18 protein-coding genes are annotated in these 25,332 nt (G+C 39.9%); 8 read left to right on the forward strand and 10 right to left on the reverse strand.

All coding sequences use genetic code 11. From position 1 onward, the window contains the following. Positions 1–77 precede the first annotated feature (77 nt). From M472_RS27575 to tyrS, 3 genes are all read right to left on the reverse strand, one after another. Positions 78–824 (reverse strand): GDSL-type esterase/lipase family protein, encoded by a 747-nt coding sequence (locus M472_RS27575; RefSeq protein WP_021069073.1) that lies wholly within the window; start codon positions 822–824, stop codon positions 78–80. 165 nt (positions 825–989) lie between these two features. Continuing rightward, the gene (locus M472_RS27580) at positions 990–2,177 is read right to left on the reverse strand and encodes an aspartate aminotransferase family protein (RefSeq protein ID WP_021069074.1); all 1,188 of its coding nucleotides are present in this window, start codon (positions 2,175–2,177) and stop codon (positions 990–992) included. A gap of 114 nt (positions 2,178–2,291) precedes the next feature. Beyond that, a complete protein-coding gene (gene tyrS, locus M472_RS27585) occupies positions 2,292–3,575 on the reverse strand; it encodes a tyrosine--tRNA ligase (protein WP_021069075.1) in 1,284 nt (427 codons plus the stop codon). 86 nt (positions 3,576–3,661) lie between these two features. Here tyrS and M472_RS27590 point away from each other — a divergent pair, with 86 nt between their 5' ends. Next, on the forward strand, positions 3,662–4,336 hold the full coding sequence (locus M472_RS27590) for a hypothetical protein (protein ID WP_021069076.1): 675 nt from the start codon (positions 3,662–3,664) through the stop codon (positions 4,334–4,336). 46 nt (positions 4,337–4,382) lie between these two features. Then, entirely contained in the window at positions 4,383–6,083 is a 1,701-nt protein-coding gene (locus M472_RS27595; protein ID WP_021069077.1) for an amino acid permease, read from the forward strand. Between the two features lie 47 nt (positions 6,084–6,130). Here M472_RS27595 and M472_RS27600 read toward each other — a convergent pair whose 3' ends face one another. After that, a complete protein-coding gene (locus tag M472_RS27600; protein ID WP_021069078.1) occupies positions 6,131–8,074 on the reverse strand; it encodes a KUP/HAK/KT family potassium transporter in 1,944 nt (647 codons plus the stop codon). A 217-nt stretch (positions 8,075–8,291) separates the two neighbouring features. Between M472_RS27600 and M472_RS0122400 the strand changes: the two genes are divergently transcribed. Next, positions 8,292–8,708, forward strand: coding sequence for a T9SS type A sorting domain-containing protein (locus M472_RS0122400; protein WP_081643089.1), 417 nt, complete (start codon positions 8,292–8,294; stop codon positions 8,706–8,708). 37 nt (positions 8,709–8,745) lie between these two features. Here the strand turns inward: M472_RS0122400 and M472_RS27605 are convergent, their stop codons facing one another. From M472_RS27605 to M472_RS27620, 4 genes are all read right to left on the reverse strand, one after another. Continuing rightward, positions 8,746–9,237, reverse strand: a complete 492-nt coding sequence (locus M472_RS27605; protein ID WP_021069080.1) for a retropepsin-like aspartic protease — start codon at positions 9,235–9,237, stop codon at positions 8,746–8,748. Positions 9,238–9,267: 30 nt separating this feature from the next. Continuing rightward, positions 9,268–10,206 (reverse strand): malate dehydrogenase, encoded by a 939-nt coding sequence (locus M472_RS27610; RefSeq protein ID WP_021069081.1) that lies wholly within the window; start codon positions 10,204–10,206, stop codon positions 9,268–9,270. Positions 10,207–10,312: 106 nt separating this feature from the next. Further along, the gene (gene tamL, locus M472_RS27615; protein ID WP_021069082.1) at positions 10,313–12,649 is read right to left on the reverse strand and encodes a translocation and assembly module lipoprotein TamL; all 2,337 of its coding nucleotides are present in this window, start codon (positions 12,647–12,649) and stop codon (positions 10,313–10,315) included. Beyond that, positions 12,615–17,903, reverse strand: coding sequence for a translocation/assembly module TamB (locus M472_RS27620; RefSeq protein ID WP_022829271.1), 5,289 nt, complete (start codon positions 17,901–17,903; stop codon positions 12,615–12,617). The genes tamL and M472_RS27620 overlap by 35 nt, the downstream gene beginning before the upstream one ends. A 230-nt stretch (positions 17,904–18,133) precedes the next feature. Between M472_RS27620 and M472_RS27625 the strand changes: the two genes are divergently transcribed. The 4 genes from M472_RS27625 (at position 18,134) to M472_RS27640 (ending at position 21,114) form a co-directional block, all read left to right on the forward strand. After that, complete coding sequence (locus M472_RS27625) at positions 18,134–18,805, forward strand: response regulator transcription factor (RefSeq protein WP_021069084.1); 672 nt, start codon at positions 18,134–18,136, stop codon at positions 18,803–18,805. Continuing rightward, positions 18,805–20,097 carry a sensor histidine kinase gene (locus M472_RS27630; RefSeq protein WP_021069085.1) on the forward strand — a complete coding sequence of 431 codons (1,293 nt, stop codon included), beginning with the start codon at positions 18,805–18,807 and terminating at the stop codon, positions 20,095–20,097. The genes M472_RS27625 and M472_RS27630 overlap by 1 nt, the downstream gene beginning before the upstream one ends. A gap of 95 nt (positions 20,098–20,192) precedes the next feature. Then, the gene (locus tag M472_RS27635; RefSeq protein WP_158499873.1) at positions 20,193–20,627 is read left to right on the forward strand and encodes a PepSY-like domain-containing protein; all 435 of its coding nucleotides are present in this window, start codon (positions 20,193–20,195) and stop codon (positions 20,625–20,627) included. A 34-nt stretch (positions 20,628–20,661) separates the two neighbouring features. Next, positions 20,662–21,114 (forward strand): PepSY-like domain-containing protein, encoded by a 453-nt coding sequence (locus M472_RS27640; RefSeq protein ID WP_021069087.1) that lies wholly within the window; start codon positions 20,662–20,664, stop codon positions 21,112–21,114. A 38-nt stretch (positions 21,115–21,152) separates the two neighbouring features. On the opposite strand, the gene M472_RS44365 is transcribed toward M472_RS27640, so the two are convergent. Continuing rightward, entirely contained in the window at positions 21,153–22,646 is a 1,494-nt protein-coding gene (locus M472_RS44365; protein ID WP_021069088.1) for a TlpA disulfide reductase family protein, read from the reverse strand. 69 nt (positions 22,647–22,715) lie between these two features. Further along, positions 22,716–23,774, reverse strand: coding sequence for an aldose epimerase family protein (locus tag M472_RS27645; RefSeq protein WP_021069089.1), 1,059 nt, complete (start codon positions 23,772–23,774; stop codon positions 22,716–22,718). 200 nt (positions 23,775–23,974) lie between these two features. Between M472_RS27645 and M472_RS27650 the strand changes: the two genes are divergently transcribed. Next, entirely contained in the window at positions 23,975–25,321 is a 1,347-nt protein-coding gene (locus tag M472_RS27650) for a deoxyguanosinetriphosphate triphosphohydrolase (protein WP_021069090.1), read from the forward strand. Positions 25,322–25,332 lie beyond the last annotated feature (11 nt).

Raw genomic sequence — 25,332 nt, forward strand, 5'->3', positions numbered from 1 at the left:
TTGCAAAACTATGAACAAAAAGTCAAGTATATATTAAGTTAATGTTAAGTGTTGTATTTTATTTCTTTAATTGCTTTTTACTTAAAACAATTTACCCAATTCGTGGCCATTAGGTCGGCCCCTGCAGGTGTGGTGTGTATACCGTCTGTTGTCCAGTGATTTCCGGAAGCACGCTGGCAGGCTTTGTCAAAAATATTCTGATAGGGCAACAGTATAGCTTTGTATTCTTTAGCTATATCACGGGCTGCCTGTTGATACATAGCAAAATCTGGAAACCAGCTGTCGTCTACGTATTTTACATTTTTTACAGCAAAGGGTTCTGCGAGGATTAACTTGACTTGGGGCAGCTTCTCCAAGGTGGAATCCAATAGCTTTTGGTACTGCTGTTTATACAATTGGACCGATCCCGTATATTTACCATCTCGTTTGTGCCAATAATCGTTAACGCCAATAAGGATACTCAAGATAGAGGGGGCTATGTCGATACAGTCTGCCTGCCAGCGATCTTGCAATTGGGGGACTTTATGACCGCTGATGCCTCTATTGTATATCTTGATGTTTTTTTCTGCATATTTATTCAGCATTGCACTTGCAGCAAGCATAGCATAGCCTCTTCCCAAAGCTTGGGTATTGTTGGGTAAATGATTATCTCTGTTGCGGCCATTATCAGTAATAGAGTCGCCTTGAAATAGAATAATGTCATTTTGCTTGATCTCAAGCTTTTTCTTGACAATAAGCGTTTCCGCCTTTGAATCGTAAGTTCCGAGTGCAGTCGCTCCTAAAGCTAATATAGAGCTTTTTATAAATGTTCTTCTGTTGTTCATGTATTGTATAGGTTTAAGTAATATGAAGTTACAAAAAAGTATACAATTAACAGTGTGCACACGGCAAAAAATCACTGTTTTGAAAAACTCCCTATGAGCTGCAGCGTCTTCTCAACCTTAGCGGAGAGAACTATGATTAAATAGGAGATATGTCGTGCACTTTTTTTAACAGAACTTGTCGAGTGCCTGACGAATAATAGCACATGCTTCACATATTTCTTCTGTGGAGATAGTGAGTGGAGGAGCTATACGCAATGCTGTTTCACAATGAAGGTACCAATCGATCATTACTCCGTTTTCAGCACAGTATTTACTGATATTGTAGACTTGATCAAAATTGTCAATCTGTAGGCACATCATAAGGCCAAGTCCTCGTATTTCCTTTACTTGGGGATGGTTTAGTTTTTCTCGGAATAGAGCTGCCTTTTCAGCTACTCCGTCGATTAGTTTTTCTTCCAAGATAGTTTCGAGAGATGCTAAGGCTGCAGCACAGCTAACGGGATGACCTCCAAAAGTAGTGATATGGCCGAGCATAGGGTTAGACTTGATAACGTCCATTATTTCTTTAGAAGCGACAAATGCACCTAATGGCATACCACCACCTATACCCTTGGCGAGCATCAATATATCGGGAATGATACCGAAATGTTCGAAGGCAAATAGTGAGCCTGTGCGACCAAAGCCTGTCTGTATTTCGTCGAAAATCAATAATGTCCCAGTGTCGGTGCATTTTTGACGTAACGCCTGCATGTAGGCTACGTCCGGGACGCGTACACCGGCTTCGCCTTGTATGGCTTCGACAATTACTGCTGCTGTAGCAGTCGTAATATGAGACAGGTCTTTTTGATCATTGAACGTGATGAAGTCAATCTCCGGCAATAATGGAGCGTATGCTTCCTGATAGGCGGGATTGCCAATCAAACTCAGTGCACCTTGGGTACTGCCATGGTAGGCTTTTTTTGCGGCAATGATCTGTCTACGACCTGTGAATTTTTTGGCTATCTTCATGGAGCCTTCTACAGCTTCGGCTCCTGAATTGGTCAGGTAGACAGATTGAAAGAAAGGAGGAAGTTGTTCGAGTAGTTTGGTTGCAAATTGAACTTGGGGCGCCTGCACAAACTCGCCATATACAGTTACATGCATGTATTTTTCTAATTGTTCTTTTATGGCGGCGATAACCCTGGGGTGGCGGTGTCCGATATTGCTTACGTTAAATCCTGAAACCAGGTCTAGGTATTTTTGCCCTTGTGGACCGTATAAATAAGAACCTTCAGCTCTCTCGACCTCTATCAGGCGAGGACTTTCTGATGTTTGAGCCGTGTTTTTTAAGAATAACTCTCTATTACTGATCATAGTCAAAAGTAAGAAGTAAAATTTAAGAAGTCAAACGAAGATGTGGGGGAGCAGGGCAAAAAAGCAGGCCACCTTGGTGAGAAGTGGCCTGTTTGACTTTTATTGCTTATGATATTACTCGGCAGTAATCAAAAAGTAGTTCTTTTTACCTTTCTGGACTACCAGGTATTTGCCATTTATTAACTGTTCTGCGGTTATCGTTTGTTCGATATCATTAAGCTTTTCCTTATTTAAGGATACACCACCACCAGTCAGCATCTTTTTGGCCTCGCCTTTGGAAGCGAATACCGAAGCTTTAACTGCTAGAATATCTAAAATATTAACTCCTTCTGCAAGTTCAGCTTTGCTAATGGTGAATTGTGGTACTCCATCGAATACATCTAATACAGCATCATGGTCTAGATTGGCTAAAAATTCTAATGAACCATTGCCAAATAAGAAGTCCGAAGTTTTTACTGCTGTCTCGTAGGCCTCAAGAGAGTGTGTACGGATTGTAATATCTTTCGCCAAAGCTTTCTGTACAGTACGTAGGTGTGGAGCAACATCATGCTCTGCAATGATAGCATCCAATTCTTCCTTACTTTTAAGGGTAAAGATCTTGATCCAGCTTTTTGCATCGTCGTCTGTCGCATTTAACCAGAACTGATAATATTTGAACGGAGATGTTTTCTTCGGATCCAACCATACTGCTCCGGATTCCGTTTTACCAAACTTCTGTCCATCTGCTTTTTTAATCAACTGTGTGGTTACAGCAAATGCGGTTCCTTGGTCTTGACGTCTGATCATTTCTGATCCTGTAACGATATTTCCCCATTGGTCAGAACCGCCCATTTGTACTTTACAATTGTGATGTTTCCAAAGATAATAGAAATCATACCCTTGAATTAATTGATAAGTAAACTCGGTGAATGATAAACCGTTATCACCTTCTAAGCGTTTCTTTACCGAATCTTTGGACATCATGTAGTTGACCGTAATCAACTTACCCACATCACGAATAAAATCCAAAAACTTGAAATCTTTAAACCAGTCGTAGTTGTTGACCATCTTGGCGTCGGTTTCTCCATCGCCAAAATTTAAAAACTTAGCTAACTGATTTTTTAGTGAAGCAACATTATGATTCAGTGTGGCTTCATCTAAAAGATTTCGTTCTGCCGACTTAAAAGAAGGATCTCCAATCATCCCTGTAGCACCTCCGACGAGAGCCACTGGTTTGTGTCCGGCATTTTGAAAATGGATCAATGTCATGATTTGGGTTAAATGACCAACATGTAAAGAATCGCCAGTCGGATCAAAGCCGATATACCCAGATACTTTCTCTCTGGCAAGTAAATCTTCGGTACCAGGCATGATATCTTGAAGCATGCCTCTCCAACGTAATTCTTCTACAAAATTCATAACGATATGATTGTTTTTTTAATTATAAGATTGCAAAGATAAGATATTAAGCTGTATATTACGATAATTTAAGAGATACTCCTGCTGTGAATTTTTTATCGCACTACTATTTTGAACGTTATGCCATAGAGCCTGAGCAGGTTTTGGGTGGGCTTTTGCCAGACTTGCTTAAGAATGTAGATAAAAAATACTCTTTTCAAATTCATAAATATGATGATATCCTAAACACTACCCCGAAGGCACACGCCATAACGGAGGGATGGAGGCGTCATGTAGAAGTAGATCGTTTGTTCCATAATTCTGAGTTTTTTTATAAACATACGCATCAGTTGAGGCTAGCTATAGAAAAGGATATAGTTGATTTACCAATTAGGGCCTCTTTTCTTGCTCATATTGGATTGGAATTGCTTTTGGATCATGAGCTTATAGCGCATGATCTGCTCAATGTAGGCCGGCTGTACGACCATCTGGCTCACGTGGACAGAAAGGATGTATCATCTTACCTCCAACATTTGGGGAGGATAGATACTACACTTTTTTTTGATTTCTATGATCGCTTTCTAGCCTCAAGATATATCTTTGACTATGCGAAAGTGGAGAATCTGCCACACGCTCTGTTCAATATATGTAGACGGATCTGGAAGTTTGAAGTGACCGAATGGCATGTCCGAAGATTAGGAGAAAGCTTGGAAGAATACAGAGAGACGCAACTACAGGGATTTTTTGATATATATAGTTACCTTAGTCAACAATTAGAATAAAAAAGAACTTTCTCAGTTCCTCGATTTAACTTTTAAACTTAAAAATATGAAAAACCAACTTTTCAGAAAGAAAAGTGTTGATCAAATACTAATCGACTCGCATACACATGGCTCTGGTCTAGCTAAGATTTTAGGTGTCCGTGATTTAGTTTCTTTAGGTATCGCAGCCATAGTAGGTGCTGGTATCTTCAGCACGATTGGTCTTGCAGCGTATAATGGCGGGCCTGCTGTATCTCTTTTATTTGTTTTTGTTGCTTTTGCTTGTGTCTTTACTGCATTGTCCTATGCGCAGTTTGCAAGTACGGTTCCTGTATCGGGTTCTGCGTATACCTATGCTTATGTCGCTTTTGGAGAGTTGTTCGCATGGATCATTGGTTGGGCCTTGGTCTTGGAGTATGCGGTGTCGAATATGGTGGTTGCCATTTCTTGGTCACAGTATTTTGTTTCGATGTGTGAAGGATTTGGAATCTATATCCCCAAATGGTTGACCATGGCACCTGGTTACGCTATCGAAGCACACGAAAAGATGTTACAGGTTGGAGCAGACAAGTTGACGGGAATAGATAGAATAGCTTTAGAAGCCTATAATACAGCACCTAAGCTTGGAGATCTGCCGATCGTTTTCGATTTGCCTGCAGGGTTAATTACCGTTTTGGTGACATGGCTGGTCTATATCGGTATTAAGGAATCTCAACGGGCTAGTAATATTATGGTAATGATCAAGATAGGGATAATTATTGCAGTGATATTAGGGGGAGCTTTTTTTATAAAGCCTGAGAACTGGACGCCATTTGCTCCCAATGGAATGGGAGGGGTATTAAGTGGTATCGCTGCGGTATTCTTTGCATTTATTGGATTTGACTCTATTTCTACTACGGCAGAAGAGTGTAAAAACCCGCAAAGGGACTTGCCCAAAGCAATGATCTATTGTTTAATAATATGTGCGGTGTTATATGTTCTTATCACTTTGGTGCTTACAGGTATGGTCAATTATACGGATCTAAATGTTAAGGATCCTTTGGCGTATGTATTCCAGTATGTGGGATTTGATCATATGGCAGGAATTATATCAGTGACTTCTGTCATTGCTATAACGAGTGCATTACTTGTTTTTCAATTGGCGCAACCCCGTATATGGATGACCATGAGTAGAGATGGGTTGTTATGGAAGAAGTTTGCGACTATCCATCCAAAGTATAAAACTCCCTCTTTTGCGACTTTGGTGACCGGCGTGGTTGTCGCGGTGCCAGCTCTATTTTTCAAAATGGACTTTTTTGTTGATCTTACTTCTGTAGGGACATTTTTTGCCTTTATCTTAGTCTGTGGTGGTGTGCTCTATATGGATAAGACGGGGCTTTCTAAAAAATCTAAATTTAAAGTGCCCTATATCAACGGAAAATATCTGGTTGGTATTGGGTTTATTGTTGCTGTCGCGTTGATGTTTGTCTACGGGCAGGACAGTCTTCGGGAGTGGCAAACATTGGGAACGAAAGATGTAATCATACACAAGTCGTTAGTAGTGGTGTTTTGGGGAACGTGGTTGGTTTTAAGTATTTTGAGCTTTAAACAGAGTTTTTCCTTGTTGCCTGTTACTGGTATTTTGGTTAATCTCTATCTGATGAGTGAATTAGGAGCTAGCAATTGGATTATCTTTGTTATTTGGCTAGCGATAGGGTTGTTAATTTACTTTATGTACGGCTATAAGCATTCGAAGTTGAATAAGGATTCTGTTAGTAAAGAATTATAAAGTAAATAGGCCACGTAGCAATCGCTACATGGCCTATCTACTTCATACTATTTTAATCTTCTTAACTTTATATTTTCGGTATTGGGTATGTTAAGAGGTACGCGCTCTAATGTTACAAAACTGCTGTCTAGACCAAACCCCTTTTCTTCGCTCAAACTAAAGTGCTTGAGGATTTTGTAGATCTCCATGATAATGCGGTCTCCCCAGCTCAGATCGCTAGTTCTAGAAAAGACTTTCTCGAGTACGACGAAATTAAAATCACCAGTTATTTTGTGTTCTTTTAGCGTTTCATATTGACTTGTGATATCGATTTCACCTTTATTGACCATGTCTTCAACAACTTTTCTGAAAAGTAAACTTATTTTTTGTTCTTCTCTGAAACCAAGTTTGAAATCGATCCGGATCAGTTTGCCTGGAATGAGCTGCTTCACGGTATAGTCTCTAGCGTGTGGAGTGTCCATTACATCCACATGGACTAACCAATACACGTCTGCTCTTTTTGGCTTTTTATTGATGAGAGAGTAGATTATTTTTGTTTCTATTTCTTCCACATTGTTAGCACTGGTAAGATATACTAATTGAGAGGCAAAAGTGGGGACAGATTTGTCTTCACTAAGTTTAGATAGGATCGGATAATATTTTTTGATGTCGTCAAATCTTACAAATCTATTTTTTATTTTCCGAGCATTGTACCAAGCAAACATGACCGTGAATATACTACAGGCCAAAATAAGCGTTAACCATCCACCATGAGCTATTTTGACACCATTACCCATCAAAAAACCAATCTCAATGGTGAAATATACAGAGGCAAATAGTATAATCCATATTTTATTAATACGTTTTCTCATCATAAAAAAGATGACCAATATCGTTGTAGATAGGAAAGTAAGATTGATTGCTAATCCATAAGCAGCCTCCATATTGCTTGATTTTTGAAAAATGGCGATGACCAACATACAGCCCATAAACAAGATGAGGTTGATGGATGGAACATAGAGCTGTCCCTTTTGATCACTGGGATATCTAATGGTCACTTTGGGCCAGATGTTAAGCCTTACAGCTTCAGAAATCAACGTATAAGACCCTGAAATCATAGCCTGGCTAGCAATGACTGCGGCTATGGTCGCAATAGTGATACCGTAGATTAAAAACCAATCTGGCATAATCGAATAAAAAGGATTCCGTTCCCCTAAGACAGATCCCTCATGCATAATAAGCCAGGCTCCTTGTCCAAAATAATTAAGTATTAGACTGAGCTTGACAAAAATCCAACTAACTCGAATATTTGATTTGCCACAATGCCCCATATCCGAATATAATGCCTCTGCCCCTGTGGTACAGAGAAAGATCGCTCCGAGGATGAATAGCGCATCTGGGTAGTGTATGATGGTCTCAAGTGCGTAGTAAGGGTTTAGTGCCATGATGACTTCGGGTGCATAGTGTATATAGGATAGCCCCAGCACACCAATTGTACTAAACCAAACTAACATGAGTGGACCGAATACGCGACCAACAATTGAGGTTCCGAATCGTTGGATAAGGAAGAGAAGAGAAATAATTAGCACCACTACTGGCACTGTTGGAAAGGAGGGGTTGTGGATTGCTAATCCCTCTATTGCTGTAGATATAGTGATTGCAGGGGTAATCATACCGTCGGCCAATAACGTCGAGGCCCCAATAATAGCAGGTATGATGAGCCATTTTGCTTTTCTACGGACGAGCGAGTATAGGGATAATATTCCCCCCTCTCCTTTATTGTCTGCATTTAATGTGATTAAGACATACTTGATCGTGGTCTGTAGTGTCAGCGTCCAAAAAACACAGGAAATACTCCCGATAACTAGATTCTTGTCAATGGTCCCTTGATTAAAAATAGCCTTAAAGACGTAGAGTGGGGATGTGCCGATATCGCCAAATATAATGCCTAAGGAGATGAGTAGGCCGCCCATACTAAGGCGATTCAGTGTGTGTTTATGGTCTGAGCCCATAGGTGTTTTTACAGTGTTACTTTTAAAATATGGTGCCAATATAGAGCAAAATACTGATGTAACGAATTTTCTTGTTAAAAATTGTTAAAAGCCAGAAAAAAAAGTAAAAATGATGCCTAGCTAGGTCTAAAAAAACTAACTTTGTATTAGGAAGTGTGATTCAGATTATTTAGATTTGACTAAACCATTTCCAATTACTCATTGTCTAAATTAAATAATGCAAATAAAGATTCATACATACGTTAAAATAATATGCACAGGTTTACTGATGTTGGCCTCGGTGTATGTTGCCCATGCATATGGGAGCAACGTAAGACATGGAGCTTATAATAATGTGTTTTCTATAGAATCTAAGGATCAAGGCAGTGAAAAGGTAATTACGAACGTAAAAGTGATGTACAACCCGGTTGCTGAGCAGATAAGTACATCGTTTAAGTTGACAAAGCAAAACAATGTTTCCATTAAACTGATGGATGCTTTGGGAAATGAAGTGCTTAATTTATCCAATTCTCCTCTTGATGCAGGAACTCATAATCTTTCTTTCGAGACTGGGGGCAAAGTGTCTGCTGGTTTTTATTTTGTAAGAGTTAGTTCTGGTACAGAAACCGTTGTAAAACGGGTGTCAATCCGCTAAAACATTAGTGTTCCGTATATATACCTTTAATCTGATTTTAGGGTTTGATAAAATTGGATTTAGGAGATGTTTTTTTGCGGTTTAGAGTAAGTGTCTTTTTTTTGTAGTTTATTATTCCCCCATAGTTTAATAGAATATCTCCCCCTAACACGCCTACTATAGGAGGTAATTGCATCTGACTATAAGCATAATTGATAGTTGATAAGTCTAAAATGGCGACTTCTAGCGGTTTTGAGATCCAATCTTGGATGTTGAATTGGAGAATAGTTGTTTCACTTCTCATTTCATTCGTACCCAAACCCGTTGATAAAAGGTCTGAAGTGATGAAGGAGGTTTCCGGAATTCCGGATTCTAACAACATGCTCTTGTCGAAGACCGTTTTGCTAGCCCCCGTGTCTACAACCATTTTGTGAACTGCACCAGATATATTTACTTCTATAAGTATGTGAAAGCCTTCTTCCTCCAATTGGAGGAGCTCTAAAGGAATAATATGCATGTATATGTTTTCTGCCAGCAACGTTATATACATTGCTGACGTTAATAGAGAGTGAAAATGAGCTTAAATAATGTTATTGTCTTTGAGTACGGTATTCATATTACGTACGGCCTCGCTGCTAGCTTTAAAAGAAACTTGTTCTTCTTCTGAAAGTATTAACGGTACGATTCTATCCCAGCCATTTTTGTTGATGATAACAGGTACTCCTATATTAATATCCTTTTCCCCCATTTCTCCTTCAAGATATACAGATGCGGTGAAGAGTTTATTTTCATTCAGCACAATACTTTTGACCATAGCTGCGGTCGCTGCTCCTGGAGCATACCAAGCCGAAGTACCTATCAGTGCCGTTAATGTGGCTCCACCGACCATAGTTTTCTTGACGATGTCTGCTTGTTCTTCTTCTGACAAGAATTGTGTTACAGGGATGCTGTTCCAGGTTGCTTTTTGTATCAATGGAATCATGGTGGTATCGCCATGCCCACCTATGACAATAGCATTTAAATCAGAAGGAGAGGCATTCAGTTTGGTTGCTAACTGAAATTTAAAACGGGCTGAGTCTAATGCTCCTCCCATACCGATTATTCTATTTTTAGGAAGACCACTTGATTTTAAGGCTAGATAGGTCATTGTATCCATCGGGTTTGAAACCACAAGGATAATGATTTCAGGAGAATGTTTTACTAGGTTTTCTACAACAGACTTTACAATGTTAGCATTTGTTCCAATTAGTTCTTCTCGAGTCATACCTGGTTTACGGGGGATACCTGAAGTGATGACAGCGACACTGCTCCCTGCTGTTTGTAGATAATCATTGGTAACACCTTTTATTTTTGTATCAAAGCCAAGTAGTGCTGCTGTCTGCATCATGTCTTGTGCTTTGCCTTCGGCGACGCCTTCTTTTATATCTAATAGTACAACCTCTTCCGCAAAATTGGCTCTTGCAATATTATCAGCTGTAGTGGCTCCTACGGCTCCGGCTCCTATGATCGTTATCTTCATTGGTTTTCAAGTTTAGCGTATGTGTAATAATTAAATTTACTTAATATTACTTGTTTAAAAAAGAATTTGATTCAAAAAATGCATTATGAAGGGTAATGACAATAACTTAAAAAGGATATCCAATTGCTAGGTTGAAGATCAGGTTATCTCTTCTCCATTTGGAACTTTTTAGATCGATGTCTTTAAATACCCAACGATCTCCCTTGGGAAGATAGGGAATTCTAAATGGCATAGCAAAATCTGTACGTATGATCAAAAAGTCAAAATCAAAACGAAGACCAGCACCGCCACCAACAGCAAGTTCAGTTATGAAATCCTTGGATAGCTGTCCGCCCGGCTTATTACTATCTGGCCTTTGTAGCCAAACATTCCCAGCATCTACGAAAGCAGCCCAGTGGACAAAACCAGCAAGCTTGGAACGGTATTCTGTATTCAATTCCAACTTGTAATCTCCTGTTTGGTCGGCAAAAAAGTTATTGGCTCCTATGTTTTCAGGGGCGGATGAACCTGGACCAACAGCTCTAGCCCGGAAGGCTCGTAATCCATTTGGACCACCGCTATAATATTGCTTGAGGTAAGGGAGAGAATAAGAGTTGCCATAGGAATAACTGGTCCCTATCATCAGTCGGGATGCCAATTGGGCATCTTTGCCCAATTTCATATAATGTCTGAAATCACCTTCAATACGTACAAATTGGCTATAGACTGTACCAAACAGGGTACGGGTTTCATCTTTTTTATAGCTTGCTCCTTGAATCAATCCGAGCACGTTCCCAGAAAGATTAACTCCTCCTTTAAAATAAAAAGTATGCTTCAAGTTTTGATCCATGGAGTTGGTAAATGTATAGGTATAGTTAGGGCCAAAGGAAAATTGGGGGTCTACAATACGTTTTAAAGTAGGTACTGTATCCATTTGAGCTTGATAATCATCCGATATATTCCGCGGTTGTACATATATGATTTCTGCTAATGTAAGATCATGTTGTTTTTGATCATTTTCTTTCCACATGTAACCATAACTCAGAGTAGAAGAGTTAAGGACATATGCTGTCCGCCTATTCAAAAATTCGTATCCTAGTTTTAGGTAGGTTTTGGGAATGAATCGTTTTGAAGGTGCCCATTTGTAGGGGGATAACAAACGAGGCCATGTGATGGCCATTTCAGCTCCATATCTATAGTACGCCGAATTTAAATTGACTTTTCCTCCTGTCTGAGTTTCATATCCACCGAAGACGTTAAGAGTAACTGTTTCGGCTCCTTTAAATGCGTTGCGTAGGGTCCATGTGACATTAGCTTCGGATCCATTGTATACCGTAGCTGTCTTTCCTAAAATTTCGAATCTCAACGATTTTTTAGGAAGCGGCGTAAGGTAGTAGTAGACATCCAAGGTATTGGCAGAATCAGGGCTGTTTTCAAAATTGTTTTTAACGAATTTAAAGGTATTCAGATTGACCAAATGATTGATGGTCTGATTGTGATCATGCCTGTTGTATAGTTCGCCTTTTTCAAAGAAAATATGATTGGCCAAAACTTTCTTTCGAAAAGTATTCTGTGGGTCTATAAAATAGATACCATTATTAAAAGCCTCCATATTCCTAGAACTTCTACGTGTATACCCTTGTGAGCCTAGTGTATAGTTGGGATAGACGTAGATGTTGCCTATATGTTGTGGCTCTTTGGCTTGTTTTGTAGTTTCGGGCTTTATTGTTACATACATGTCTACCTTATGGTTTCCAATCGTGCTGTCTACCTCAACTAAGATGTTGTCCGGATTGAAATAATAGTAACCTTTATTTTTAAGAAGATTGTCAATTCGTTCGCGTTCACTGATAATGACATCAAGATTATAATTCGCTCCTTTCTTTAGTAAAGAACCTTCTTTGACGGAAAGTATATCGTGGCCGATATGAGAGAGGGAGTCTATACTATAACGAAGCGAATTGATTCGATATATCTTACGTGGTATCGCCGTGTAGAGCACGCTGGCATACCTTCCTTTTATAATAGTATCCGAGCTGACAGATGCATTAAAGAAACCTATATTTTCCATACGGTTGCGTAGCAAATTTTCATTGTATTCGCGATTAACGTCACTTAGTAAAACTGGAGCTTCACCTTGCTTTTTTAAAAAATTTCGGATAAGGTTTTTGCTAGTATCATAACCACCTCCCATATTCCAGAATAATAGTTTCCATGGTACACCTAAAGCTTTCTTATTGGGTTTTGGTAAAAGAAGAGCCTCTAAGCGTTCTTCAAAGGCTAGTTTTCGTTGCGGGTTAATGGCTGTGTCTAGTTTTAAATCGACTTTACCACCGGTATATAGTTTTTCGCCTTCGGCAATGTACTTGGTAGAATTACAAGAAAACAATAGGGTAATAAATAATATCGATAAGATTGCTAATGTGATTTTACTGCGCATATTGTTTCCTTTCCTCTTCTTCATTACGGATTGCAGATAATGATTTTGAGCTTTCTGCATCTTTGTTGGTGGTGTCTTTCTTGTTTTGCAGAGAATCTTGGGTTCTCTGCAGCTGTTCTTTTTCTTCCCGTTCTTGCATACGCCTGCGGAATTCAGGACTATGTAGCATTAGACTGTCTTTGATGACTGCGCGTACACTATCGCGATATATAGAATCGGTTTCCATTCTATCTACATTAAACCTTTTTCTAAAACTATTGTTGTCGGAATTATAATATTGCTCAAGTGCTTTTGAACTCATAAAGAGTTCCCTGAATCGGTTATAGCTCATATTGATAATAAAGCCGATACCTGTTTCTACGAATTGACCTTGAAGCGTAGCTTGGTATTGGTTTTTGCGATATACCCTAGCAAAATAGCGCCCATCTTTCGATAACTGGTAGTCTATAGAGATATCTCCCGCTATATTATTCGGTTTTTCGCCCGGACGGGTATTACCTTCCACCTCAAAGTTTGATCCGACAGTGATTTTTAATCTGTCGTCAAAGAGCATTTTGGATATTCCTACCGCAAGGTCCGTACGGTTTTGACCGGAACCGGTGAGGTAATCCTGCTCAGACTGTAGATTGAAATCCAGTTCGACGCCTTTTATCAAATCAGAAGCAAGGTTATTCAGTTGGCCAGATAGGAATGAACTCACGGAGCTACGGGCTATACCTTCTACGCCGCCACCACCTGAGAGACTTTCGAATGGATTGGATGACATAAAACGTCCCATAATAATTAAAGAGAATACTTGTTTGTTTAATTCGGCAGGGTCATCACGTAAAGAAGCAAGACCGATGTTTACTTTGGAAACAACATCCTGAGACACGATCGCATTGTTTTCATCCAAATCAATATCAAATCGGATATCTGGTTTGAAGAGTTCGCCCGATAAAATCAGCTTGACATTGAAAGGTACCCGTTGTTTGTACAGATTCTGGCTCTCTGTACCAATTTGGTTGCTGACAAGCTCTAGTGTAGGGAAGCGCCCCTTGTAAACTGCGGTAATGTCCATCCGCGCATCTAAAGGGTCTCCATTCCAAGTGATGGTACTTCCTTTTTCAAAATCGAACTCTTTCTTAATAGGTCCAAAGTTGAAGGAATAGTTTCCTTTCTCAACGGTAAATGTGCCAGACATGGTTATCTTTTCACTGGCGTCGATGGCGGTATTCAATTCGGCAATCCCTTGGATGTTTAAGGCATCTTGGGAACCTTCGTCTATGATGACTTTAAATTTAGCCTCCCGATCTGTACTAAGATTGAGGGCGAGATCCATACCAGACAATTTAGTAGCAGTAGTCATGGAATCTAGTCTCGCAAATATGTTGGCTTTTGCCGTGTCACTTTTATCTACAAATTTGACTACCCCGTCACGCTCTGCAATTCCAGGATTCTCATTTGGAACGATAAAAACAAAGTCTGTGTTCTCATTTGCTTTTACATCACCATCGATAACAGGTTTATTCAAGTCACCAGATATGCGAATATTTGAGGTAATGTTCAATTTACCATAGAACAGGTCATTGTCCTCCCTTGTGGAGTTGACCGCTGCAAAGTTTTTGGTGGTTAGATTAAGGTTGAAATCAAAATCCGCATAGTTCTTTGTTAATATGCTACCGTTTAACTTGGCTTGGTTGCCACGGAGATCGTTTAATGCGAACTGTTTGAAGACGATTCCCTGATTGTTGAAGGTGATTTTTTGGTTGTCCATCAACAAATCTGCATTTAGCATGGATACATTCATGCGTGCCTTGTTAAAGGTCAGGTCACCCGATATCTTTGGTGCGTCAAAATTGCCCCCGATCTGAAGAAGACCATTAAGGTCACCCTCGCTATTTTTTAGATAGCCCATACTGAAGGCTTCTATTGTTTTTATTTTTAAGGGTTTCAATTCCAGGGAAGCATTAAAGCTAGCTTCTCCGGTTGGAGGTGCTAGATATTCCCCTAGTAGCTGTACATCGTTTCCGTTTTCTGTGATCTTAACATCAGCAGAATAGGTGTTTTCTTTGAGGTTATCTACTTTCACCAAGATATTACCAACTGTATCTTGTCCAAAATAGAATTTTTTAATTTCCAGATCGGATACAAATACTGGGTTGCTGGATAAACGGGAGACTGTAGCCGCACCATTGATGCCCCCTCCAAAGTTAAGTATGTCAGATTCGAGCATACTAGAGAAAGTCTCTATCCTAAAATTGTTGAAGGTGAGGTCTATAGGGGAGTTGAATGTGCTGTCTTGGGATTGTATGCTGAAATCTTGTCCTTTGTAACTGAGTTTAAAATCTTGGGCACGGATACCGTCTTTACCAAAGCTAAGCTGATTGCTTGGGTTGATATTCCACTTGTCGTAATTTAGCATGAGGCCATCTTCGAATAGACTAAGCATATAATTACTCTCATCTACACTCATTTTTGCGCCAAGGTGGTAACGGTCTTTTTGTGCTTTATCTTTTATCCAGAGTCCGAAATCCAAATTGTTCTCAATGATTTTACCACTGAGGACGGTATTGTTCAATTCAATATTATTAACTTTGATTTTGTTGATTAATGTAGAGTAGTACATCGTACTATCTACCGTGATGATGTCTAAGCCCACGTCTTTGACTTCAATACCATCGTATATGAGGGTAGGGGCTATCAACTTAGCCATTATACTCTTTTGTTGGCTATTGAAGGTACCATCGAGAGAAATGTCATCCATTCTTTCGAGACCAGGTAAAAAGTCCCTTAGGAATCTGGAGTTATTCAATGTAGCTGAAAATTCGAAATTCTGATTCTCATACTTAAAAGGAGTAGGAGGCTCGTTTTTTGGATTGTAGTATATTCTTGCAACATCCTGTAGCGAGGCCGCTAGCTCAGTCAGTTTGTATTTTCCAACCAAGTGGGCATTTAGAAATTCGGACTTGAGGACTAATGCGTTTCGGTTGGTATCGGCAAGAGCGGTCACCGATATGGTATCTAGCGCATAGCGAGAGTCATTATAGGCAATAGAAGAATGGGAGACAATTAAATCTCCGTTTAAGTGGTTGATATCAGCTGTCGTTAAATCTAGGTTTACCTTGCCATGATAACGGAAGTCATCCTTCATTAGCTTTAGGTTTTTGAGATTGACGGAGTCGATCATCAATTCGGCTTTTACCGCGGGATAGGCGCCGCGCATATCTGCCGACATATCCAGATTAAATTTCACATTGGGGTCAATGGAATTGATATTGCCAGCGATATCTCCATTTTGCGCGGTTAAATCGAGTAATATGTCATGGTATTGATAGCCCATGGCATCTAAGCGATTGACTGTTCCGTTCATCGATGCACGCATTGTCTTGGGGTTGAGGCCCTGACCTTTTACTTGTGCATCTATGGATACTATTCCCAATGTAGAATCTTGGTCGAGTATATGTCCAATGTTGAAATCAGAAATGGACAAGGTCGCATCGTAGGTGGTGTCTCTTCCTGCCATGTTGAGGTAACCATTGACGGTCGCATTTCCTTTTTCGGTGAGTAAGCTCATGTTGGTGTCAAAACCTTTCATGCCGCCTTTAAACGAACCGGATAAAGATATAGAATTCGGGAACTGAAAAGCCATGTCTTTAGGAAGCATAGACTTTGCAATAAGTCTGTCCAGATCTTTTTTGCTTGTTGTTAGTTTTTTAAGATTGAGGTTTACAAAAAGCTTGTCCGTATCGGGCAGGCCTTTGATATCTGCGCTCGCAATAATATTGGTGTTGTCGAGCGTGCGGAAGTTGAGCGAAGGAATATGAAGATCATTGAGCTTGCCGACTACATGTCCATCGAGAAAGAAGCGTTTGGTCAAGAGTGGCTTCATAACATCCATTTGCTCGAGGTCTGGGACAAAGAAGCGGATGTCGGACATATCGATCTGCGTTTTTTTGACTTTAGCGTCGATAGATAAAAGTCCTGGGTTCTTAGCTACGGCATCGAGCGAAGGGTAAGTAATCTTAAAATAATCCCGTATAATGGTGTTCGGAGTCTCTGCAAGTAGATTCTCTATGGTCGCACCGGTATTGGTGTAAGTGAAGTCTGCTTTCAACTTCTTGAGGTAAAAACCAGAATGGTCTTTTGCTGTTAGGTTCAGTAATGAACCACTTATCGAATCTGCCGAATAATGAAGCTGATCCAATGCACCCGCTAAATCTTTTATTTTGATGTTGAAATAGTCAAACCCCTTCATTCGAGCTTGGTTGTCATCCCGAAATGCAAAATTTGTTTTGTCAATAACAACTTTATCGGTCGATACGACCCAGTTTATGCTACTGCTATCGGAGCTGGTACTTGTCTTTTTTGGCGCTTTTCCAAAGGTGACATAAGAGTCTGATTGGTCTAGTATCAGTTCGCGGAGACGTACCACTTCTTTATTAAGGTCGATTACGTCCACATTGGCGGATAGGTTCTTAACATCAAACTTGGTATCCATCGCAGCGGAAACGTCTTGATACCGCACAAAAATGTCTTTCAACTTGATGAATTCGGTGCCGATATTAGGAAGTAGGGCTGTACTATTGGTACTGCTATCGGTGATGCCGAAATCTTCGGGCTTAGGTTTTGTGTTTTCTGTGCTAGGCGCCCATTGCTTGACGTAGGCGGTGAGTCCCTCTAAGTTGATCTTTGGCATGTCGAATGTCATGTTGTCTTTCAGATCAAATGTTTTGATACGGGTGTCAAAATGATTTAGCCAAATGTCTGCTGAGGTACCGATCATATCGTCTTTGTAAGCAAATCGTATACGGTCGAAGTTTACCTTGTCAATATTGAACAGAAGGGCTGAGGCGGTATCAGGTGCTGTAGGGGTGCTTTCTTTTTCGGAAGTGAATGCTTTGAGTATATAGTCAAAGTTAAAGCTACCATCTGGCGCCGAACGTGTAATCTTGGCGGTAATCCCTTCTAGATCTATTTCTTGGATCTCAATAGTGTTTTTCAATATTTTTAACATATTGATGTCTACCATTAATTTCTCTCCAGAAAGGAGGGTGTCCTGGCTTTGGTCTTCAAAATAAATATTTTCCAGGACTAGTTTTTTAGGAAAAGTAATGTTGACATAACCAATGTTCACCGGTGTGCCTATTTTGGTTTCTAGGTAATGCGCTACCTTGCCCGCGATGTAATTCTGAACAGATGGTAGACGAATTAAGAATATAACCAATAGGACTAAGGCGATTACGGAGCCAAAAATCCATAAAAAAATGCGTAATAAAACGCGTGTAAATTTATTCAAACCAATGATGTGTATTAATTACCTAGCCTCTAATAATAACGTAAAAATAAGGTAAATGTTTACTAAAATGTAATTTTTATGGTCGAAACTCGATAAAAGAGGAACTGCTGTTGAGAATTCCTAAATGTTTCCGAATTGTGGTGCCATTATTGTATTGTCAGCGGGGCTTAGAGGCCGATTTATCAATAGAGGTTTGGGGAGCAAAAAATATAGTTATCTTTAATAGGGATATGAAAGTACTTATAATTGAAGACGAAGTAGAATTACTTCGGGGTATTCAGGATTTTCTAGAACGGGAGCATTTTCTTGTTGAAAGTGCCGATAACTACGAGCAGGGTATGGATAAAATATTGAATTATCCATACGATATTGTGCTGTTGGATATCATGCTGCCTGGCGGGAATGGATTGGATTTGTTGCGGTTGTTGAAAGAGAAGAATGTAAATCAATCCGTACTGATACTGTCGGCGAAAGACTCTGTCGATGATAAGGTGTTGGGATTGGAGATCGGTGCTGACGATTATCTGGCGAAGCCTTTTCACTTTGCGGAGCTTTTGGCTCGGATCAAATCTATTGTACGTCGAAATGCGCAGCATGGGGATACTGTTATTCAGTATCAAAATGTATCGCTGGATATGGATAATCGTATCGTCAAGGTAGATGGGGAGGAATTACAACTCAATCGTAAGGAGTTTGATGTGCTTTATTATTTTTTGTTAAGGCCAAATAAGCTATTGGAAAAAACAACGCTGGCGGAAACGGTATGGGGAGATCATGCAGACCAAGCGGATAATCTTGATTTTATTTATTCTCAAATTAAGAACCTACGTAAGAAACTTAAAGATGCCAAAGCAACATTGGATATACAAGCGGTGTACGGCGTGGGTTACAAATTAGTGTGATGGCAGCAGTTTCTGTAAAGTACTATACCAATCGATTTATTGTCATTACCATACTCATTGTGATGGCGGTATGGGCATTGCTCTTCTATGCCATATTAATGGATGAAGTGTATGATAATATCGATGATGGGCTGAAAAATCAAAAAATTGAAATTATCAGGGAGGCTTATAATAGTCCCGAAATTTTAGAAAATACAACAGAATTTGGGATCAATCAATTCCGGATTCTGCCTGTAGAACACGCTGCAGAGAATCTGGATAAGAATCGGTTTTCGAAGGAATTTATCTATATGCCTTATGATGATGAAGATGAGCCTTATCGGGTACTACGGACGGGCTTCTACAGTAAGGAAGGTAAGCCTTATTCGCTGGAGATACGGACTTCGACGGTAGAGGAGGATGATTACCTGATTAATTTAGCAATCTCGCTGGCGGTATTGTATGTTGTGATCATATTGAGTATTCTTCTTATTAATCATCTGGTTCTGAGTCGGGCTTGGAAGCCTTTTAGACAGACGTTGGATAATTTAAGCCGTTATAGATTTGGAGATACTTCGAGTTTTGAGACGGTGCCTACAAAGGTGAAAGAGTTTGAGGAGCTAAATAAAGAAGTCAAGCATATGATCGATCGGAATGAGGCGGTTTTTGAAGCTCAAAAGCGGTTTTTAGAAAATGCCTCACACGAATTGCAAACTCCTCTGGCCATAACAATCAATAGACTGGAACTGTTGATGGATGATGCTACGCTGACGGAATCGCAATTGGTGCAGCTGTCGGAAGCGAAGGGAGCGTTGCATAGGATGGTAGGTTTGAATCGGTCGTTGCTTATGTTGTCGCGAATTGATAATAACCAATATGTGGCTAGTGATTTGGTGAATTTTAGCACCTTAATCAAATCTTTGGTGGATGATCTGGAGGATATCGCTTCTTTTAGGGATGTGAAATTTGTGTTTCAGGAAGAGGTAAAGGAGTTTTATGTTAATTTTAATAGGGACCTAGCGCATATACTATTATCAAATCTGCTACGCAATGCCATTAAATATAATACTGCGGGAGGAGATGTGCTGGTGACGATACGTGAACATGAAATCGAAATAGCAAATGATAGCGACTCTGGAGCTCTCAATCCAGATTATATCTTTGAGCGATTTTACAAAGGGAGTCAGGACAATCATTCCAATGGATTGGGATTATCTATTGTAAGGTCGATCCTGGAGCGGCAACATCAGATTAAGCTACACTATAGGTACGAATCGGGGAGACATTCCTTTGTTCTTGAAAAAATTTCGTGATTTTTTTCAAAACATCTTCCAATTCCCAATTGTTTCCCAAATTGGAATCGAACTTTGAGTTATAAATCAAATAAAGAAATAAGAAGATGAAAACAATGATGAAATCCTTTATGACTGTAACACTATTAGTGATGGCAGTTGTTGCTGTAGCGCAAGAAAAAATAATCACATTTACGCAATTACCAAAGAAGGCACAAGTCTTTGTGACGACTTATTATGCGGCAGATCAAGTGACCTTGGTGAAAGAGGAGAGTGAATTTCTGGCAGGTAAAAGTTATGAAGTAAAATTGAAAGACGGTGTGAAGTTGGAATTCGATTCTAAAGGAGAATGGACAGAGGTGGATGCTGAACTAAAGGCGGTTCCTTTGAAAATAGTACCTGCGTCTATTTTAGAATATGTGAAAAAGAGTTTTCCGAACAATGAAATCGTTCAGATCTCCCGTAAATCCCGTAAGTACGAAGTGGAACTAACGAATGGTGTAGATCTTGAATTTAATAAGAAGGGACAATTTGTCCGTATCGATGATTAATGCCCTGTAGACGGGTAATCTGTAATATAAAAATATGATGAAAAAGTTAATATTGAAATTGACGCTTTTAATGGCGGTTGCATTTGCTGTGGTATCGTGTGATAAAGAGGAAACTATTGAGGTGGATAATCTGCCTACAGCTGCAAATACATTTTTAAATGATCATTTTAAAGAGGCAAAGATACTTTCTGTAACTCGGGAAAAGGAGCCGTTGTCTGGGACGGAGTATCAGGTGCTGCTGAATAATCGAATAGAAGTGAAGTTCGATAAAAATGGGAACTGGACAGAGGTGGAAGCACTGGATAATACGGTAGCTATACCTACTTCATTCGTGTTGGCACCTATCGTAGGCTATGTGAAAGAAAACTATCCTAAAGATGGTATCAATAGTATAGATAAAGAAAAACATGGATTTGATGTGGAGTTGACCAATGCGTTGGACCTGGAGTTCGATGCTACTGGTAAGTTTATTCGAATCGATCCTTAATCAAAGAAAAATGGGACTCAAATCTGAGTCCCATTTTTTTAGCCTTTTCGTGCCAATTCGATCTTTGTCTCCATCTCGTTGACTACTTTGTCAACATCGGCAGAACCGCCAGAAGATTCAAAACGGATAAATCCTTCTTTATCAATCACTACTTTGTGTGGTATACCCTTCACGCCATAGGCTGTAGTAGTCGCCTTGGTACGATCTTTCATTTCATCAAACAGTACGTGGAAGGAGTAGTTGTTTTTGGTCATGAACTCGTTTACCAAATCTTTATAGTTTTCTTCACGCTGCCAAGTGTCAATAAACAAGAACTCAACATCTTTGTCGCTTTTGTATTTGTTGACAGCAGCCTGCATGCCAGGGAAGGACATTACACAAGGTCCGCACCAAGTCGCCCAAAAGTCTAGAACAACAACTTTTCCTTTGTAATCAGATAAAGAAACTGTTTTTCCATCTCTGTTTACTAAAGTGAACTGAGGAGCTTCTTTTTTAATCATTTCTGATTTGTATTTAGAAACCATAGCTTCTTTTGCTTTTGCTTCGATAGATGCAAAATACAAGTCAAAATTTGCTTTATTGTTGTTTAGCTTATTGTACAACGGTTGCATTTCTTTAACGATGTCTGCATTTTTACCGTTTTTAACAACAAAGTTTTCTAGGGAAAGGAAAGCATCTAGTTCTTTTCCTTGTTTTGCGTAAGCTTTCGCCAATGTAATGGTATTGGTCGGAGAGCTCGCTGCGTATGGAGAAGATTTTATAAAATCATTCATCACAGTTACAGCTTTCTCTGCATTGCCTTTTTCAACTAGGGCCTGTGCATAAGAAGGGGCTATAGAACCATAAGCTCTACCTGCACCGCTATTTTTGATTTTAGGATCGCTTGATTTAGAAGCTTCTAGTGAGCTTGCATAGATCTCTTCTAAAATAGGAAGGGCTGCATCGTAATTATTGTCTTTGATAAGGCCTGCTGTAACTCGGCTCGCGTATGCGGCGTAGTTAGTGCTGGATTTAAGCTGGGTGATATAGCTTTGTGCTTTAGCCGCATTATTTGCTTTAAAATAAAGGGATGCTAAAGAAGCCGCTGCTTGATCATAGATACCTCTGTCTTTTTCATCAAATGAAGCTGCAGGGAATTGTTTCAACCATGCGGTATATCCTTTTTCAACGACTTCTGCAGAAGCATTCTCGTCGCCGAATACTTTTTCGTAAGCTTCGGAACGTGCTTGAAGTCCTTTAGGGAATTTTTTTAAGATTGTTTTGTTGATTGCTTCAGCTTTATCAGCTTGCTCTAGGGCTCCGTATACTCTAGCTGCCATAGATACAAAACTTTCGTTTTTGCTTTGAGACATTGCTAAAGCTTCTTTTCCTAACTCTACTTTAGAAGCGTCATCGCCTTTTTGAAACAATTCGTTTAAATGTTTCATCAAATCTTCTAGCTTGACATCCTTCTGCTTAGCCATCTGGGCCTGCACAGATGTGAACGCCATTCCTGCACTTAGCAGGGCAATTGAAAAAATCTTTTTATTCATCAGTCTATAATTTTTTTCAAATATAGTCTGAAATGTACTTGTTCAGCCTTTGTAAGTAATTTATTACAGCTATTTCTTGATGCTGAATTTGTAAATGATGGTTTGTTTTAACTCTTCTCCAGGGTTTAGAATGACCGTAGGGAAGTGTGGTTGATTGGGACTATCTGGATAGTGTTGAGCCTCAAAACAGAAACCACCATGTTTGAGATAACGATTTCCAGATTTACCTTGGTCATCAGCAAGAAAGTTTCCGGTGTATAGGTGGATACTAGGCTGATCGGTGAATACTTCTAAGAGTATTCCACTTTCCTCTGAATAGGCTGCCGCAGCAGGGCTGCTTATGGGGGATTCGTTGACGAACCCATGGTCGTAACCCGTTGCGTAGTGTATTTGGTCTACTGGAGTATTAATACCTTGTGCGATCTTCTTTGCTTCCCTGAAGTCGAATGCTGTGTCTTCTACAGGTAGTAATTCGCCTGTCGGAATCTGTTTGTCATTGATAGGGATAAAATGAGTAGAGGGAATTTCAATGAAATGATTAAGGATGTCGCCATTGCCTTCTCCGTTCAGATTGAAATAAGCGTGGTTGGTGAGATTGACTACGGTCGTTTTATCGGTGGTAGCCCTAAAATGAATTTTTATCTCGTTTTCATTGGTAAGCTCATAGCTGACGCAGGTATTTAACGTTCCTGGAAAACCTTCCTCTCCATCGGGAGATACGTAGTAAAAATCGACTTGTTTTTTTAAACTAACCTGTCTGTCCCATACTTTGCGGTGAAACCCCTCGGGGCCACCATGAAGTGAGTTTTCAGCGTTGTTCTGTACTAATGGGAAGGAGGCCTCTCCAAGGTAGAAATGTCCAGCAGCGATTCGGTTGGCAAAACGTCCGATTGTGGCTCCATGATATTGCTCCTGAGCGTTCCGATAGGCATCAATGCTGTCAAATCCTAAAACAACATCTACTAAGTCTCCATGTCTATTGGGTACCAAAACGCTCACCAAACGTGCTCCGTAATCACTCAATGCAATCTGCATGCCCGCACGATTAGCTAACGTCAATAAATGCGTGTTTTTGTTATTTAAACAACTTTCAAAAGCTTTGGTGTCGGGAAGTGTATAGATTGTCATGATTCGAAATTATTTCTATAAAAATAGCAAATATTTAGTTATATCGGAAGTAAAAAGGTATTCCTATAGGTTGTCTTAGGAGAAGTTTCTGCTTTAGACTGTTAGGAAGAGGGAGGGGAAGTTGTACGGTGATTTTTCCAGTTGGAGTTGGTGAATGCAAAGCATTTTATATAAGTTTGCCATGCAAATCCAAAATATTGATGAACTGGAAACAACTGTTGTCTGCAAAGAGATGGGGCTATGAAGATCGTGTCCCAAATGAGCAATTTGACGCAAGATCTGAGTTTCAACGGGATTACGACCGTTTGATTTTTTCTTCTCCATTCCGCCGGTTGCAGAATAAAACGCAAGTGTTTCCACTGCCTGGTGCTGTGTTTGTTCATAATAGGTTGACGCATAGTTTGGAGGTCGCTTCTGTGGGACGGTCTTTGGGACGTCTGTTTTATAATCTAATGAAAAAACAGCACTCTAATATTGATGAGGAGGTCCCTTATTTGCAAGAGGTAGGTAATATTATATCTGCCGCCTGTCTATCGCATGATTTGGGTAATCCGGCTTTTGGCCATTCTGGAGAAGCTGCAATTTCATCATTTTTTACGCAGGGAGTAGGACAGAAGTATCAGGAGCATGTCTCTGCCAAGCAATGGGCTGATTTGACTCATTTTGAGGGTAACGCGAATGCGTTACGTATACTCACACATGCTTTCAATGGTAAGGATGAAAAAGGCTATGCATTGACGTATGCGACTTTGGCGTCTATTGTGAAATATCCATGTGCCGCTATAGATGGACATGTAAAGGGCAATCATCACCGTAAAAAGTATGGTTTCTTTGAAGGAGAAAAACAGGCATTTGAAAAAATAGCTGCGGAACTGGGACTTAAGAAGGATCCTACAAATCCGCAGGGTTATTTGAGACATCCTCTAGTATATCTTGTCGAAGCGGCAGATGATATCTGTTATAATATTATTGATCTGGAAGATGCTCATCATCTCAAGATCTTGTCTTATAAAGAAGTCGAAGAACTGCTGTTGCCACTTTGTGGGGGGGAAGAATTACGTAGTCGACTGGATGGATTGAATGACACGGGAAGCCGTGTGGAGTTATTGCGCGCGAAAGCTATTAATACACTGATTAACGGTTGTGCCGAGGTTTTTGCTAATAATCAAGATAAATTCCTTTCGGGCACGTTTGAAAGTTCACTGATTGACGCACTCTCTCCTGAGATTGTAGCACAAATGAAGAAAATTGAAAAGATATCTGTGGTGGAAATCTATAATGCTTCAGCTGTTGTACAAATTGAAATTGCAGGTTATAAGGTGATGAACGCCCTGTTGGAGGAGTTTGTGCCAGCTTATCTAAAGACGAATAAAACGATGTTTGATCGCAAGATTGTCGCGATGATTCCAGCGCAATTTCATACCGATAAAGAGGATGCGTATGCTAAAATTCGTGCAGTATTGGATTTTGTATCCGGAATGACGGATGTATATGCGGTGGATCTATATCGGAAAATAAAAGGAATCTCAATAGCATCTTTGGATTAGGTGATGGAGGT

The organism is Sphingobacterium paucimobilis HER1398 (assembly GCF_000416985.1).
GTDB lineage: Bacteria > Bacteroidota > Bacteroidia > Sphingobacteriales > Sphingobacteriaceae > Sphingobacterium > Sphingobacterium paucimobilis.